This window comes from Microbispora siamensis (assembly GCF_016863095.1).
In the GTDB taxonomy this organism is placed as follows: domain Bacteria; phylum Actinomycetota; class Actinomycetes; order Streptosporangiales; family Streptosporangiaceae; genus Microbispora; species Microbispora siamensis.
The window spans coordinates 268,296-282,343 of sequence record NZ_BOOF01000001.1 but is presented as its reverse complement, the minus strand read 5'-3'; the positions used below and the strand labels follow the sequence as shown (position 1 = coordinate 282,343).

General features: G+C 71.3%; 12 protein-coding genes. 6 read left to right on the top strand and 6 right to left on the bottom strand.

The window, feature by feature from the left end:
• The first annotated feature begins 17 nt into the window (after positions 1-17).
• The 5 genes from Msi02_RS01275 to Msi02_RS01255 are packed head-to-tail and all read left to right on the top strand — an operon-like array spanning position 18 to position 4,624.
• Positions 18-662: a hypothetical protein gene (locus tag Msi02_RS01275; RefSeq protein WP_204046667.1), complete on the top strand. Its 645-nt coding sequence runs from the start codon at positions 18-20 to the stop codon at positions 660-662.
• Between the two features lie 18 nt (positions 663-680).
• Complete coding sequence (locus Msi02_RS01270; RefSeq protein WP_204046666.1) at positions 681-1,703, top strand: MvdC/MvdD family ATP grasp protein; 1,023 nt, start codon at positions 681-683, stop codon at positions 1,701-1,703.
• Positions 1,696-2,214 carry a hypothetical protein gene (locus tag Msi02_RS01265; RefSeq protein WP_204046665.1) on the top strand — a complete coding sequence of 173 codons (519 nt, stop codon included), beginning with the start codon at positions 1,696-1,698 and terminating at the stop codon, positions 2,212-2,214. The genes Msi02_RS01270 and Msi02_RS01265 overlap by 8 nt, the downstream gene beginning before the upstream one ends.
• The gene (locus Msi02_RS01260) at positions 2,211-4,004 is read left to right on the top strand and encodes an ABC transporter ATP-binding protein (protein ID WP_204046664.1); all 1,794 of its coding nucleotides are present in this window, start codon (positions 2,211-2,213) and stop codon (positions 4,002-4,004) included. The genes Msi02_RS01265 and Msi02_RS01260 overlap by 4 nt, the downstream gene beginning before the upstream one ends.
• Complete coding sequence (locus Msi02_RS01255) at positions 4,001-4,624, top strand: hypothetical protein (protein WP_204046663.1); 624 nt, start codon at positions 4,001-4,003, stop codon at positions 4,622-4,624. The genes Msi02_RS01260 and Msi02_RS01255 overlap by 4 nt, the downstream gene beginning before the upstream one ends.
• An 18-nt stretch (positions 4,625-4,642) precedes the next feature.
• On the opposite strand, the gene Msi02_RS01250 is transcribed toward Msi02_RS01255, so the two are convergent.
• The 3 genes from Msi02_RS01250 to murA form a co-directional block, all read right to left on the bottom strand.
• A complete protein-coding gene (locus tag Msi02_RS01250; RefSeq protein WP_204046662.1) occupies positions 4,643-6,703 on the bottom strand; it encodes a hypothetical protein in 2,061 nt (686 codons plus the stop codon).
• Between the two features lie 97 nt (positions 6,704-6,800).
• Positions 6,801-9,563, bottom strand: a complete 2,763-nt coding sequence (locus Msi02_RS01245) for a transglycosylase domain-containing protein (protein ID WP_239108003.1) — start codon at positions 9,561-9,563, stop codon at positions 6,801-6,803.
• 52 nt (positions 9,564-9,615) lie between these two features.
• The gene (murA, locus tag Msi02_RS01240; protein ID WP_079319717.1) at positions 9,616-10,920 is read right to left on the bottom strand and encodes a UDP-N-acetylglucosamine 1-carboxyvinyltransferase; all 1,305 of its coding nucleotides are present in this window, start codon (positions 10,918-10,920) and stop codon (positions 9,616-9,618) included.
• A gap of 101 nt (positions 10,921-11,021) precedes the next feature.
• Between murA and Msi02_RS01235 the strand changes: the two genes are divergently transcribed.
• Positions 11,022-11,507, top strand: a complete 486-nt coding sequence (locus Msi02_RS01235) for a hypothetical protein (RefSeq protein WP_079319716.1) — start codon at positions 11,022-11,024, stop codon at positions 11,505-11,507.
• A gap of 64 nt (positions 11,508-11,571) precedes the next feature.
• On the opposite strand, the gene Msi02_RS01230 is transcribed toward Msi02_RS01235, so the two are convergent.
• The 3 genes from Msi02_RS01230 to Msi02_RS01220 form a co-directional block, all read right to left on the bottom strand.
• Entirely contained in the window at positions 11,572-12,966 is a 1,395-nt protein-coding gene (locus tag Msi02_RS01230) for an amidase (RefSeq protein WP_239108002.1), read from the bottom strand.
• Between the two features lie 77 nt (positions 12,967-13,043).
• Complete coding sequence (gene ybaK / locus Msi02_RS01225) at positions 13,044-13,541, bottom strand: Cys-tRNA(Pro) deacylase (RefSeq protein WP_204046661.1); 498 nt, start codon at positions 13,539-13,541, stop codon at positions 13,044-13,046.
• 55 nt (positions 13,542-13,596) lie between these two features.
• Complete coding sequence (locus Msi02_RS01220; protein ID WP_204046660.1) at positions 13,597-13,953, bottom strand: arsenate reductase family protein; 357 nt, start codon at positions 13,951-13,953, stop codon at positions 13,597-13,599.
• Between the last annotated feature and the right edge of the window lie 95 nt (positions 13,954-14,048).

The window sequence follows — 14,048 nt, the reverse complement described above, 5'->3', positions numbered from 1 at the left end:
AAACCTTCGAGAGTCGTATGACGACGGCCCGTGCCGAGAAGGAAGCCCGCCACTCCCTCCGCCTGCCGCGGCGTCCGGAGCGGGGAATTCGTGCTGGTCGAACCGAGGGCACCGTAAAACCGTCAGCCGCGCTCAGCGATACACCGTTGACCTGGGTGACTTTGGCGATCCGCAGAGTCACTGATCGGGCAAAAATCCTACTTGACCCGAAATGGGCCACCATGTTTGCCTGCAACTGCGATCATTTCCACACCGACGGGGGTAACATGGGCGTGATAGCAGAGGCAGTGACGCGCGTTTCGAAAAGCCCGAATCGCCGTTCCGACATCGCCACGAGTCCTCTCCCGCTGGGCGTTCCGTTCGGGGTTCCGCTCAGTACGACCGAAGTCCGCAAGGATCGTCCCTCGGTGTTCGGGTTGTCCTTGAGCCGCCCGTTCGCCGAAGTAATCGAGGGGCTCGAACTCGAGTACAACGACGAACTGCAGTTGGCGCTCGAATCACTGGCCGGGCCGTGGGACGGCTCGATTCTGCCCAGAATGGTGACGGTCGCCGGTTCCATCGAGCAGACGCCCGCCACCGGAACGCTCATCGTCTCGACGGGCAACCAGGTCTGCCCCGACTCGGACAAGGACACGGACGCCACCGACCGCGACAGAGACTAGACCGGCGGGGACGGAGAAGTGTCTGACTCGTCGGCGCCGACCATTCTTGTCCTGACCCAGCAGATCGACCCGACCGCGGACTTCGTCGCGCACGAGTTCAACCGGCGATCTGTCCCGTTCGTTCGGATGGACCTGGGAGAGTTCCCGTCCCGGATGGATCTGTCCGCTTCGATCGACAGTGGCGAAGGCGATTGGAAAGGTGCCTTTCACAGGCCGAGCCGCAGCGTCCGGCTCGGCGGCGTCCGCAGCATCTGGTGGCGCCGGCCGACGTCCTTCCAGTTTCCCGAACATCTGACCCGTGAGGAGCGCTGGTTCGCCCGGGACGAGGCCTCGGCGGCGTTCGGCGGTCTGCTGCGACTACAGGAGGCGTTCTGGATGAACTATCCGGAGGCGTCGATGCGGGCGGAATTCAAACCGATTCAACTGAAGGCCGCCCGCCGGCGCGGACTCGAGATACCGCGAACCCTCATCACCAATTCAGCAGACGAGGCGCGTGCGTTCATCCGTGAGAACCGGCGCGCCGGTCATCGGACGGTCTACAAAACACTGGCGTTTTCCGACGTGGTCAATCCGGTGTCCGGCGAGAACGAGGTCATCTACACCAGCGTCATCACCGAGGACGACCTCGACGACGGCCTGATAAAAATATCGCCGTGCCTGTTCCAGCAAGAGGTGGCGAAGAAACTCGAACTGCGGGTCACGGTGGTGGGCGACAAGGTGTTCACCGCGGGAATCGACGCCTCCGCGACTCCCGAGGGCAAAGTCGACTTCCGCACCTCCTACTCCAGCATCACGTATCGGCATCTCGAGTTGCCTGCGGAAGTGTCGGACGCCCTGGTGGCGCTGGTCCGAGATCTCGGGCTGGCCTTCGGGGCGATCGACCTGATCCTGACACCGGACGAGCGGTATGTCTTTCTGGAAATCAACCCCTCCGGGCAGTGGGCCTGGTTGGAGATAGAGCTGGGGCTGCCGATCACCACGGCCATCTGCGACGCGCTGCAGGGGGCCGCCTCGCTGCAGTCCGCGGGGAGACATGGCTGAACCGCCGGACGCAGTGGACGGGGCGATCACGGCTGTCGCGAAATCGGTCGCCGTTCTCGACGGAGCCCTGGCCTTCCTCCTGAGAACACTCCCGGAGGGCGACACAGGCGCGGTGGCGACCCTTCGAGCCCGGCTTCTCGGCGCGGGACTGAGCGAGGACGTCGCCGCGCGCTGCCTCCGCCTGCTGAAAATCCTGCTCTCCGACGAGAACGACAGCGCCAGCGAACGGCTGGGGCTCACCCGGGACTTCGAGTGCTGCCTGTGCGGGACCGTTCCCGACCCCCGGCACATCGTCTTCGGAGAACGAGCCTCCGTCTGTCGGTCCTGCGCGCTCCTGGCGAGCGGGGGCGCGATGAGGCCGGGCCTGCCCGCGGAGACGAACGGCCTGGCGTGCCTCTTCTGTGGCATCCCGGCCGACGCGGCTCCTGACGTCGACAAGTTCCCCGATCGGCGGCAGGTCGGCTTCGTCTGCGTGAACTGTGTCCGCGTCGCGCTCGAAGTCTTCCCATGAACGGAGTCCTCGCGCAGTTTCGTCATCTGGGCACGGGATTGCGCTTCATCGTGCGTGCCAGCCGTCGTTCCTACTCGGTGCTGGTGTCCATGAGCGTGGTGGCCGGGGCCTGTGCGGCAGTGGTTCCCCTGGCGACCGCGGCCGTGATCGGCACGCTCATGACCGCCGGCGGCATCGCCCGAGTCGAGGTCACGTCCCTTCTGGTTCCGCTCGCATCGGGTGTGCTCGCCGTAGGAGTCGAACGCGTCATCCAGGTGTGGCGGTCGAGCTATCTGGATTACCTCGCCTTCGACGTGCGGCTGGCCGCCGAGCGCATGATCGTCGATGCCACCACCGGCGTCGGATTGGAAGCCTTCGACCGCTCGGACTTCTACGATCACCTGGACCGTGCGACCCGGGCCGCCTCGTTGCGGCCCACACAGATGGCCCAGGCGCTGCTCAACACCGTGACGGCGCTGGCGGGAGGAATCGGGACGGCCGTCGCGGTCATCTCGCTTGATCCGCTGCTCTTCGGCATCGCACTGATCTCCTTCGTTCCCACCTGGTGGCTCGCGCAGCGCCGAGGTGCGGTGCGCATGAAATTCATCCAGGAGGCCACCCCGACCGAGCGCGCCGCCGCTTATCTCATGTCCGTCCTCACCGATCGGTCGAGTGCCAAAGAGATCCGTACCTTCCGAGTGGCCGGGTTCTTCGACGGCAAGCGTTTGGAGGCCCTGTCACGGAGGCGATCCGAACTCGTACGGGAGGCCCGTGAGCTTCGCCGGGTGGAGCTCGCCGCCCTGGTCTTCTCGGGCGTCGCCGGCTGGGTGGCCTGGGCGGTCGTCCTGCTCATGGCGCTTCGCGGCATCGGGGACATCGCGTCCATCATCGCGTTCGTCTTCGCCTTCCAACGGCTCAAGGGCTTCCTCATGTCCCTGTCCTGGGGGCTCGCGGAAGCGACCGAGGCGAGCACGCTTCTGAACGACATCCACGTCCTGCGTGCGCTGGTCCAGGATCGCTACCGGGACGCATCCACCGCCGAGGAGCTCCCGGAACTTTCCGTTGTCTCGCTCAGTAGCGCCTCGTATGCCTATCCGGGTTCCGATCGGCCGGCGCTCAACGGCTTGTCGGCGCGCTTCCACCGCGGGGAATTCGTGGCCATCGTGGGCGAGAACGGCTCCGGGAAGTCGACCCTGGTGAAGATCCTCTGCGGGCTACTCCCACTGCGGGAGGGCAGGCTGCGGTGGAACGAGATCGGCGTGAACGGCGGGCTGGAAGGCGCGCTGCGCCGCCGGACCGGTGTCGTCTTCCAGGACTCCACCAGGTTCGCCCTCTCCATCAAAGAGAACGTCACACTGGGACGCGAGGAGACGGACGCGCGGCCGGAGGAACTACTCGCCCGCGTAGGGATGTCGGACGCGGTGGCGGCTCTCGGCAACGGTGTCGACACGGTGCTGGGCCGCCAGTTCGACGGCGGCACCGACCTGTCCGGCGGTCAGTGGCAGCGCCTCATGATCGCGCGGGGCCTGTTCGACGGCCGGGCCGACCTGCTCGTCCTCGACGAGGCGAGCTCGGCGCTGGATCCGGTGGCCGAGTTCGAGCTGGTCAAGTCCGTGAAGGAGTTGTGCTCCGACAAGCTGGTCATCGTCGTCTCGCACCGGCTGTCCTCCATCGTGGAGGCCGATAGGGTCCTCGTGATCGAGGACGGCAGGATCGTGCAGGAGGGGCAGGTGAAACAACTACTCGAAGAGGAGGGCAAGTTCGCCGAGATGTTCAACGTCCAGGCGCGTGCTCTCGGCCTGGCGCCATGAGCGGTTCGCTGCATCGCGGGCGTACGGCGCGGTCCCGGGCGGCCGACGCGTGGTCGGGGCGTGAGCAGGCGGAGGCGTTCAACCTGCCGGAGGTCCTTGTCCGCCTCGCCGGCCCCGATCCCCGGGCCGCCGACGACGCCGAGCTCACGGACCTGTTCGAGCAGGATCAAGGCGACCGCTACGAGGACGGTGTCGTCGAGGGAAGCGGGACGCGCGACCTGGCCCGCCGGAGGAGGGCGATGGAACTGCTCGCGCTGGGACGGGTGCGCAGCCCCCGCGACTACTACCACCTGGCGATGGTCCTTCAGCACAGTGGCCTGCTCGAGCACTACCACCTGGGCTTCGAGCTGGCACGGCGGTCCGCGGCGGCGGGGTTCCGGCCCGCGCGGTGGCTGGCCGCGGCGGCCCTCGACCGGTGGCTCCTGCATCGCGGTCTTCCCCAGCGATACGGCACGCAGTACGTCGACACCGGGGGCAGATGGCGCCTTTACCGGGTCGATCCCGCCACCACGGACGAGGAGCGGATCGCCTGGGACGTTCCCCCGCTCGCCGACGCCCTGCGCCGCGCGGAGGAGATGAACGGCGAGCGCCCCGGCCTCGACGAGGACACCGAAGGCTGATCCCCGTCGTCCCGCGGCTCAGCCGACGTTGCAGCCGGGGATGAGCACCTCGCCGAGGCGTCCGTCGTCGCCGCGCAGCACGGCGTGCGGGAGGTCGTCCACCCACTCGCGCACCTGCTCGGACTCGTCGGCCGTACACGCCTCCCGCCGGGGCGGCTCCGTACGGCCGGCGCGCGACAGGGCGCGCACCTCCCGGCACTCTCGCTCGGCGCCGAGATCCTCGAAGATCGACTGCGCCTCGGCCAGGCTGCGCCGGGCCTCCTCCGGCCTGGCCGCCAGGCCGAGCGCCGTCAGCGCCCGGGCCCGGTGGTAGGTGTCGCCCAGCTCTTCGAACAGCGCGACCGCGCGCCGGCCCCACGCCAGGGCGGACGGTCCGTGGCAGGCCGCGCACCTGTTCCGGTAGGCCGTGCACAGGTTCATGAAGATCAGCGCCTGCGCGTGACGGTCGTCGAGGTCCCGTGCGGCGGCGAGGGCGGCGCACAACTGCCAGAGGATGTACGTGGGCGTGCGGTCCGGGCGGCCGCCCAGGTAGGTGAGCGCGAGATTGACCCGCGCCTGCATGAGAGCGGTGCGGTTGCCCAGCCCGAGCCCGTCGAGACGCTGGAACAGCGTGACGGCCTCGGTCAGCACCCTGGCCGCCTCCGGGTGGCGCCGCCTCGCGCGCAGCGCGTCCCCCAGCGCGACGGCGGCCTGCGCCCTGCCGCGAAGGTCGCCCGCGAGAGCGCAGATGCGGCGGTCGCGGCGGTGGCATGCCTCCGCCTTGGCCAGTGCCCCATCCGCAGGTACGTCAGCCCGAGGTTGTGCAGCACCGGGCTGCGGGCGCGGTCGTCGTGCGCCAGGCCGAGGGCCCTGCGCAGTTGGGCGACGGACTCGTCGTAGCGGCGGGCGAGGCGGTAGGCGTTGCCCAGGGTCACGGCCGCGGTGAGCTCGGCGCCATGTCCCAGCCGCCGCCGGCTCCCGCCGTGCCTGCCCTTCCCGCCGTGCCTGGGCCTCCGGTAGGGACAGCCACGCTCCGGCCGCACGGGCCCGGGAGCAGCAGTGGTCGAGGAGCCGGTCGCGCGCCTCCTCGTGCCGGTCGGGCCCCGCCTGGTCGCGGGCCCGCTCCCCGGCGTACAGGCGGACGAGGTCGTGCGTGCGCCACCGGCCGTACGCGCCGCCGCGCTCGACGAGATGCGCGCGGTGCAGGGCCTCCAGCAGGCGGCGGGCGGGGCGCGGCTCGCGGTCCGCGGCGACGGCGGCGATCTCGGTGGACAGGTCGGGGCCGGCGGCGGCGGTCATCAGCCGGAACATCCGGGCCTCCTCGGCGCCGAGGCGGCGGTAGGACAGCTCGAAGGCCGCGCGCACCCCACGATCCTCGTACGACAGCTCGTCGAGCCGGGTCGCGGCCTCCTCCAGGTCCTCGGCCATCGCCCGCAGGGGACGGACGGGATCGGCGGCCAGGAGCGCGGCCACGATCCGCACGGCCAGCGGCAGCCCTCCGCACAGACCGGCGATGTCCGCCGCGGCGGCGGGCTCCCGGGCGACACGGGTGTCGGCGTCGCCCAGGGCCAGGCGAAGCGCACGGGCCAGGAGTTCGACGGCCGCGCCGGGCGCGAGCATGCCGAGGTCGAGGATGCGCGCCCCCACGTCCAGCGTGTGCCGGGAGGTGATCAGCACCCTGCCCGTGCCGGGCAGCAGCGGCCTGACCTGCTCGGCCGAGGAGGCCTTATCGAGGACCAGCAGGATCGGCCGGCCCTGCTCGGCGTACGCGTCCAGCACCGTCGCGAACAGCCGGGCCCGGTCCTGGGTGCCGGGAGGGACGCGTTCGGGGGCCAGTCCCAGCGCCCGCAGCAGCTCGCCGAGCACCTCGCCCGGCCGCGCACCGCATCGCCGCGCTTGTCCGCTCCGATCGTGGCGGCCGGGACGCTCGTCCCCGCCGTGCTGTTCCGCGTGGTCGGGCTCTTCTGGGCGGCACGGGTGGTCGGCGTAGTCCTGGAGGTCGGTGAACAGCACGCCGCCGGGAAACCAGCCGCGCTCCCGGGCGAGGTGCGCGGCCTGCAGGGCGAGTTCGGTCTTGCCGGCTCCGCCGAGACCCGCCACGAGGGCGACGCGCTGGCGGTCCGGCTCGGCGCGCCCCCATCATCGCCCCCCGCCTCCCTGCGCGGCAGGCACAATCGCGGGCGCGGCATCCATCCGCTCAGGCGTGGCGCCGTACGCGGTGGACAGGACGGTGGTGTCGAGCCGATGCTTCGGCTCGGCCGGTTCCCCGGCTTCCCGCCGGATGCTTCGCCGCGTGCTTCGCACCGTGGGCCGCCCGCGGGTGCCGTCCCTCGTGGGTCACGGCGTGGTGCCGGCCGTCCGCCGCGCGGATGGCGGTCGCTCTCCCGGCACGGGGACGAGCGGGCCGGTGGCCGGACGCGGCGGGCGGGGCGGCGCGCGCCGGCCGATGGCCGCTCCCCTTCGCACCGGCGCGGGGGCGGGTGAGACTCGCCCAGCCCGTCCAGCCGGACGGCGCCGGCGCGGCGCCGGAGCCCCTGCGGAGTGGCGTATGGGGCGAGGAGCCACGGGCGACCGAGCGGGCGCCTGTGGCGCCCGGCGGGTTACGGGTGGAGGTGACCGAGGTGGAGGTGACCGAGGTGGAGCGGCGCGGAGGGGCGAGAGCGGCCCGGACGGCGGTGGGGGTGGTCCTGGCCCCTTCGGCCAGAGGAGTGGTCCTGCCGCCTGTGGCCAGGGGAGTGGTCCTGGCGCTGCCGGAGGACTCCTCGCCGCCGTCCGTCGCGCCCTCCTTCTGGGCCGACGCGCCGTCGCCGTCGTCGTGCTTCCCGCGCTCGGCCTCCCGCTTCTTCTTCTCCTTCTCGCGTTGCTTCTCCAGCGCCTCCTTCAGGCCCGGCGTGAAGCCGCCGCCGAACCGGGCCATGTCGGGCGGGACGAATCCGTACGCCGGGGTGTCCCGCAGGGCCGCGCGCATCGAGTCCACCCAGATCGGGCCGGGCAGCGAGGCGCCCTGCACCGCGCCGTAGTATCGGCCGCCGATGGTGACGCCGGTGAGCGGATAGCGGTAGGAGCCGCGGATGTCGCCCACGCTGACGGCGGCGGCGAGGCCGGGCGTGTACCCGGCGAACCAGGCCGAGGTGTAGCCGTTGTTGGTGCCCGTCTTGCCCGCGGCGGGCCGGCCGATGGACTGGCCGCGCATCGTGCCCTTGGTGAAGACCCCCGTCAGCACGTGGCTCACCGCGTCGGCGACCGCGGGTTCGAGCGCGGTCACGCAGGCGGGCGGTATCTCGGTGCGGGTGCCGTCGCGCTCCACGACTGCGGTGATGGCCATCGGCCTGCAGTAGCGGCCGCGGGCGGCGAACGCCGCGTACGCCGCCGCCACGGTCGTCGGGTCCATCTCGTTGGCGCCCAGCGTGAACGTCGGCACCTCGTGGAGCGGCGCGCCGTCCGCCCGCCTGATGCCGAGCGACTTGGCCGTCTGCACGACGTCGCACAGGCCGACCTCGCGCTCCAGCCGCATGTAGAAGATGTTCACCGACTGCCAGGTGCCCATCTCCAGGCTGTACGGCCCGCCGCCGCCCTCGCCACCCGCGTTGTGGATGACCGTGTTCGGGTCGTTGACGGCCCTGCCCGAGCAGTCGCGATAGCCGTACGACGGGACGTACGAGCCGGGGATCGTGAAGCCGTCGCCGAACCGCATCCCCTGCTTGAGCGCGGTGGCCAGCGTGAACACCTTGAACGTGGACCCCGCCTGCAGGCCGAGCCCGCCGCCGTGCGCGGTGTCGGCCGCCAGGTTGTAGGTGGTGCTGGGCCCGAGGTCGCGGTCGTGCGGGTTGCGCCCATACCGCTTGCTCACCGCCATCGCGCGGATGCGCCCGGTGCCCGGCTCGATCATCGTCTCGGACGCCACCTGGTTGTCGCGGGGCCTGACCCGGGCGGCGATGGCGCGCTCAGCCGCCCGCTGCGCGACCGGGTCGATGGTCGTCCAGATCGTCAGCCCGCCCCGCTGGAGGCGCCGCTCCCGGTCGGCCCTGGTGTATCCGAAGGCGGGGTTGGTGAGCACCTCGCGCTCCACGTACACGCAGAAGAAGGGGTGGGCGCTGCCGGCGCAGCCGCCGGGCTCGGGGCGCAGGTGCAGCGCCAGCGGCTCGGCCGCGGCGGTGCGCGCCGCGTCCTTGCCGATCACTCCGAGCTCGGCCATCCGGCCCAGGACCAGGTCGCGCCGGGCGCGCAGCCTCTCCTGGTGCTCCTCGCCGAGCGAGGGATCGGTGTCGTACGGCGTGCGCACGGCGCCGGCGAGCGTCGCGGCCTGCGTGAGCGTGAGGTCGGCGGCGTCGACGCCGAAGAACCGCTTGGCCGCCGCCTGGACGCCGAACGCGCCCGCGCCGAAGTAGGCGATGTTGAGGTAGCGCTCGAGGATCTGGTCCTTGGTGTATTTGCGCTCCAGCGCCAGCGCGTACCGCAGCTCGTCCAGTTTGCGGCGGAACGAGCGGACGAGGGCCTGCGCCCGCTCCTGCTCCGACTCGGCCTGGTTCAGCATGATGTTCTTGACGAGCTGCTGGCTGATGGACGAGCCGCCCTGCCGGATCCCGCCGGCCCGCGTGTTGGTGACGAAGGCCCGCAGCGTTCCCTTGATGTCCAGGCCGCCGTGCTCGTAGAACCGGGCGTCCTCGATGGCCACGATGGCCTGGCGCATGACCGGGGCGACCGCGCTCAGCGGCACCGACTGCCGGTTCTGGTAGTAGAACTGGGCGATCTGGTGCCCGTTGCGGTCGAGCAGCCGCGTCACCTCGGGCAGCGGCTCCTCGCGCAGGGGTGTGGGCAGGTCGGTGAAGGTGGAGGCCGCGCTCTTGGCCGCCAGGCCGGCCCCGCCCACGTAGGGCATGACCAGCCCGGCGACCAGCGTGCCCCCGGCCGCGCCGCACATGCCCAACGCGAGGACGGTGCTGAGAAGACGAGAGGTCACGGGATATCAGTGCGACCTCTGGCGTTTCTCCAAACCCGGAGGCCGCAAAGCTTTACGTGATCCTGTTGATCTTCAACCCGAGGGAGGTGAACTGTTCGAACGGTCTGTGGTAACCGCGTTCGATGTGGTTGACGCCCCGCAGGGTCGAGGTGCCCTCGGCCACGGCGGCGGCCAGCACCGCGGAGAACCCGGCGCGGATGTCGGGGAGCGTGACGTCGGCCCCGCGCAGGTTGGAGACTCCGCGTACGACCGCCGAGTGCTTGGCGTTGGTGTCGTGGTAGCGGCACGCCGGCCCGCCCAGGCACTGGGCGAACACCTCGATCTCGCACCCCATCTTCTGCAGCGCGGGCACGTACACGAGCCGGTTCTCGAACACCGTCTCGTGCAGCACCGACATGCCCTCGGCGCGGGTGAACAGCACCATCAGCGGCGTCTGCCAGTCCGTCATGAAGCCGGGGTGGGTGTCGGTCTGCACCGCCGCCGCGCGCAGGCCGTCCGGGGCGGAGGCGCACAGCCACTCGTCGGTTATCTCGAACCGCGCGCCCATCCTCGCCAGCGTGGTGATGGCCGTGACGAGCCGGTCCTGGTGGCAGCCGTGCACGCGCACCTCGCCGCCCGTCACCAGGCCCGCCACGAGGTAGGAGAACGCCTCGATGCGGTCGCCGGCCAGCCAGGTGGAGGCGCCGTGCAGCCGCTCGACGCCCTCGATGACGATGCGGCGGTCGGGGCTGAGCTCGATCATCGCGCCCATGCGCTGGAGGAACAGCGCCAGCTCCACCACCTCGGGCTCCATCGCCGCGCCCTTGATGACGGTCTTGCCCTCCGCCAGCACCGCCGTCATGAGGATCGTCTCGGTGGCGCCCACGCTGGGGTAGGGGAGCGTGATGCGGCTGCCGCGCAGCCGGGCCGCCTTGGCGGTGATGCCGTTGTCGCCGACCTCGATCTCCGCGCCCATCGACCGCAGCGCCTCGACGTGGAAGTTGACCGGCCTCCTGCCGATCGGGTCCCCGCCGACGAGGGGGACGAACGCCTCGCCCGCCAGGTGCAGCAGCGGACCGAGCATCAGGATCGGGATGCGGTTGAGCCCGGTGTACTCCTCCGGCACCCGCGGCCGGATCTCGGTGCCCCGCTCGATGGTGATCTCACCCGGGGTGATCTCCACGTGGATGCCGAGGGCTTCGAGCATGGCGGCGGTGAGCCCCACCTCGCCGACCTCGGGGGCGTTGTGCAGCGTGCTCGGGCCTGTGCCGAGCATCGCCGCCACCATGTGTTTCGAGACCGCGTTCTTCGATCCCCGGACCTCCACGTCCCCCCGCAGCGGGCCGGACGGGTCGATCTGCCATACCTCTTCGCTCACTCGGCCTCCTTGGCCCACACCGATACCGTGTGTCCCCTGCACCCGGCTTCAGCAAGAGTAACGGGACCGGACCCAATCACCACGTGGGTACTATCGGGACGGTGCGGCACCTGAGGGGCAATCTGGCGGCGATCGGCGTGACCGTCCTCGTGCTCGCCGTGCTCGGCGTGGTCGCCGGATACGTGTGGTCGGCGCTCGCTCCCGCCACGCGATACGTGCTGATCGACGGGGCGCCGCACGTGGCCGACCCCGAGACGCAGTCGCTCATCGAGGCGGACGGCTGGTTCGCGGTGGTCACCGGCGCGTTCGGCCTGGTCTGCGGAATCGCGGGGTACGTGCTGTCGCGCGGCCGGCCGGTCGAGGTCCTCCTGGGGCTCGCCGCCGGCGGGCTGCTCGCCGGGTACGTCGCGATGCTGGTCGGCGGCACGGCCAAGGGCGCGGTCCAGGCGGCGGGGCCGGGCGGCTACACCACCACGACCTCGCTGGACCTGACCGCGCACGGCGTGCTGTTCGCCTGGCCGCTCGTGGCCACCGCGGTCTTCTGGGTCATCGAGTTCGCCGTGACCTACAACGAGAGAAGCCGCTGAATCCCGACCACGCGAACACGAGCCCGCGCGGCCGGCGGGGGACACCTCGCGCGGGACGGCGCGATCAGCCGAGCCGGGGCCCGGTCCGCCAGAAGCCGGTGGCCTGCTCGAAGGCGTGCCCGAGGCGCAGGACGTCCATGTCGGCCCACGGCCTGCCCACGATCTGCAGGCCGACCGGGAGACCGTCGGGCGTGAAACCACACGGCACCGACATCGCGGGCGCGTGCAGCACGCTGATCCAGTAGCACGACCGCATCCACGCCAGGTAGTCGGGCATCTCCACCCCGGCCACCTCCGTGACGTACGGCTGCTCGACCGGGAACGGCGGCACCTGGCTGACGGGCGCCACCAGGAAGTCGTAGCGGCCGAAGAACTCCCGCATGCGGTGGAACAGCCCGGTGCGCAACCGCTCGGCGCGGGCGAGGTCGGCCCCGGTGACCTTCCGCCCCTGCTCCACGTTCCAGGCGACGTTGGGACCCACCTCCGGGAGGTCGCCGAAGTTGAGCGCGTAGTACCACGACCGGTAGACGCGGAACGCCTCCTCGGCGTCGGACAGGTCCAGGTCCACCCGCTCGACCTTGGCTCCCAGCGCGGCCAGCGTCTCGGCCGCCCGAGCCGTCACCGCGGCGGTGCGGGGGTCGACCGGGAGGCCACCGAGGTCGGGGCTGAAGGCGAGACGGACTCCGGCGAGGTCCATGTCGAGGGAGGCGGCGAACGCCGTGCCGTCCTCGCGGATCGAGAAGGGCGAGACCGGGTCGAACCCGGCGACGGCCGACATGAACAGCGCCAGGTCGCCGGCCGTGCGGGCCATCGGCCCCGGCACGCTGAGCGTGAACCAGGCCGCCGTCGCCGACTTCGCCGGCACCCGCCCCGGGGTCGGCCGCAGGCCCGCCACGTTGCAGAACGACGCGGGGTTGCGCAGCGAGCCGCCCATGTCGGAGCCGTCGGCGAGCGGCACCATCCGGCAGGCCAGCGCCGCGGCCGCGCCGCCGCTGCTGCCGCCCGCGCTCTTCGACAGATCGTAGGGGTTGCGGGTCGCCCCGAACACCTCGTTGACCGTGTGCGAGCCGGTGCCGAACTCCGGGGTGTTCGTCTTGCCCAGGGCGATCCCGCCCGCCTCGCGGATGCGCCGCACGAGCGGGTCGTCCTCGGTGGGGACGTGGTCCGCGAACGCCCGCGAGCCGTACGTGGTCCGCACGCCCGCGGTGTCGGCGAGGTCCTTGTGCGCGACCGGGATGCCGTGCAGCGGGCCGCGCACCAGGCCGCGCCGCAGGTCCTCGTCGGCGCGTGCGGCCCGGTCGAGCGCCCGCTCCGCGGTCAGCGTCACGATGGCGTTGACCCGAGGGTTCGTCTCTTCGACGCGCCGCAGGCTCGCCTCGGTCAGTTCGACCGCGCTCACCTCGCGCGCCCGCAGCAGCGCGGCCATCTCCGTCGCGGTGAGGTCGACCAGCTCGTTCACATCTCCCCCGTTCGGTGCGGTTCCCGGCCAGTCTCATGGCCGGCGAGCCGTACGGGCGATGGCAACAGTAGACAGGCTCAGAGCTTCGCGATGGGGGCGGTCACGGCCTGGGCGAGCCGGACGAGGTTGCCCGGCGCGGTCTCGATCTGCAGGCCGCGCCGCCCGGCGGAGAAGTAGATCGTCTCGAAGCCGAGCGCGGACTCGTCCACCACGGTCGGCAGCCGCTTGCGCTGCCCGAGCGGGCTGATGCCGCCGACCACGTAGCCGGTCACCCGCTCCACCTTGGCCGCGTCGGCCATCGCCGCCCGCTTGCCCTTCAGCGCCACTGCGAACGCCTTGAGGTCGAGCTTGCCCGCCACCGGCACGACCGCGACCGCCAGGCCCGCCTCGGTCTCCGCCACCAGCGTCTTGAAGATCCGCTCGTAGGGCAGCCCAAGCGCGTCGGCCGCCTCCTCGCCGTACGCCTGGGCGTTCGGGTCGTGGTCGTAGGGGTGAAGGGTGAACTCCGCCTTCGCCTGCGTGAGGGCGACCGTCGCCGGAGTGCTCTGGCCGCCCTTGCTCTTGGTCTTGCTCACGACGGCAAGCCTAGTGCGGACGCTCCTCCCCGCTTCGCCCCCTGTGGACAACCCGTCAGGGCAGGACGGAGCGTACGGCCTCGGGGGAGCGGGCCACCACGGCGGTGCCGTCGTCGGCGGTGATGATCGGCCGCTGGATCAGGATCGGGTGGGCGGCCATGGCCGCGATCCACCGTTCGCGGGACGCTTCGTCGCGCGGCCACGACTCCATGTCCAGCTCGGCCGCGACGGGTTCGCCGAGGCGGGCGACGTCCCAGGGCTCCAGGCCGAGGCGGCGCAGCACCTCGGCGAGCTCCGCCGCGCTCGGCGGGTCCTCCAGGTAGTGCCGGACCGTGTACCCGGCGCCCTCGGCGTCGAGCAGCGACAAGGCCGACCGGCACTTCGAGCAGGCCGGGTTGATCCAGATCTCCATGCGGCCATTGTGCCGCCCGGCTGAGCGTAAACCGGTCCTCATGCCCACCCGGCGTATGGCAAAACGATCTAAAGGGGACAATCTCGTTACGTGAC

Coding starts and splice junctions, on each gene's coding strand:
- Msi02_RS01275 (WP_204046667.1), top strand. CDS start 18: ATGACGACGGCCCGTGCCGAGAAGGAAGCCCGCCACTCCCTCCGCCTG.
- Msi02_RS01265 (WP_204046665.1), top strand. CDS start 1,696: ATGGCTGAACCGCCGGACGCAGTGGACGGGGCGATCACGGCTGTCGCG.
- Msi02_RS01260 (WP_204046664.1), top strand. CDS start 2,211: ATGAACGGAGTCCTCGCGCAGTTTCGTCATCTGGGCACGGGATTGCGC.
- Msi02_RS01255 (WP_204046663.1), top strand. CDS start 4,001: ATGAGCGGTTCGCTGCATCGCGGGCGTACGGCGCGGTCCCGGGCGGCC.
- Msi02_RS01220 (WP_204046660.1), bottom strand. CDS start 13,953: ATGGAGATCTGGATCAACCCGGCCTGCTCGAAGTGCCGGTCGGCCTTG.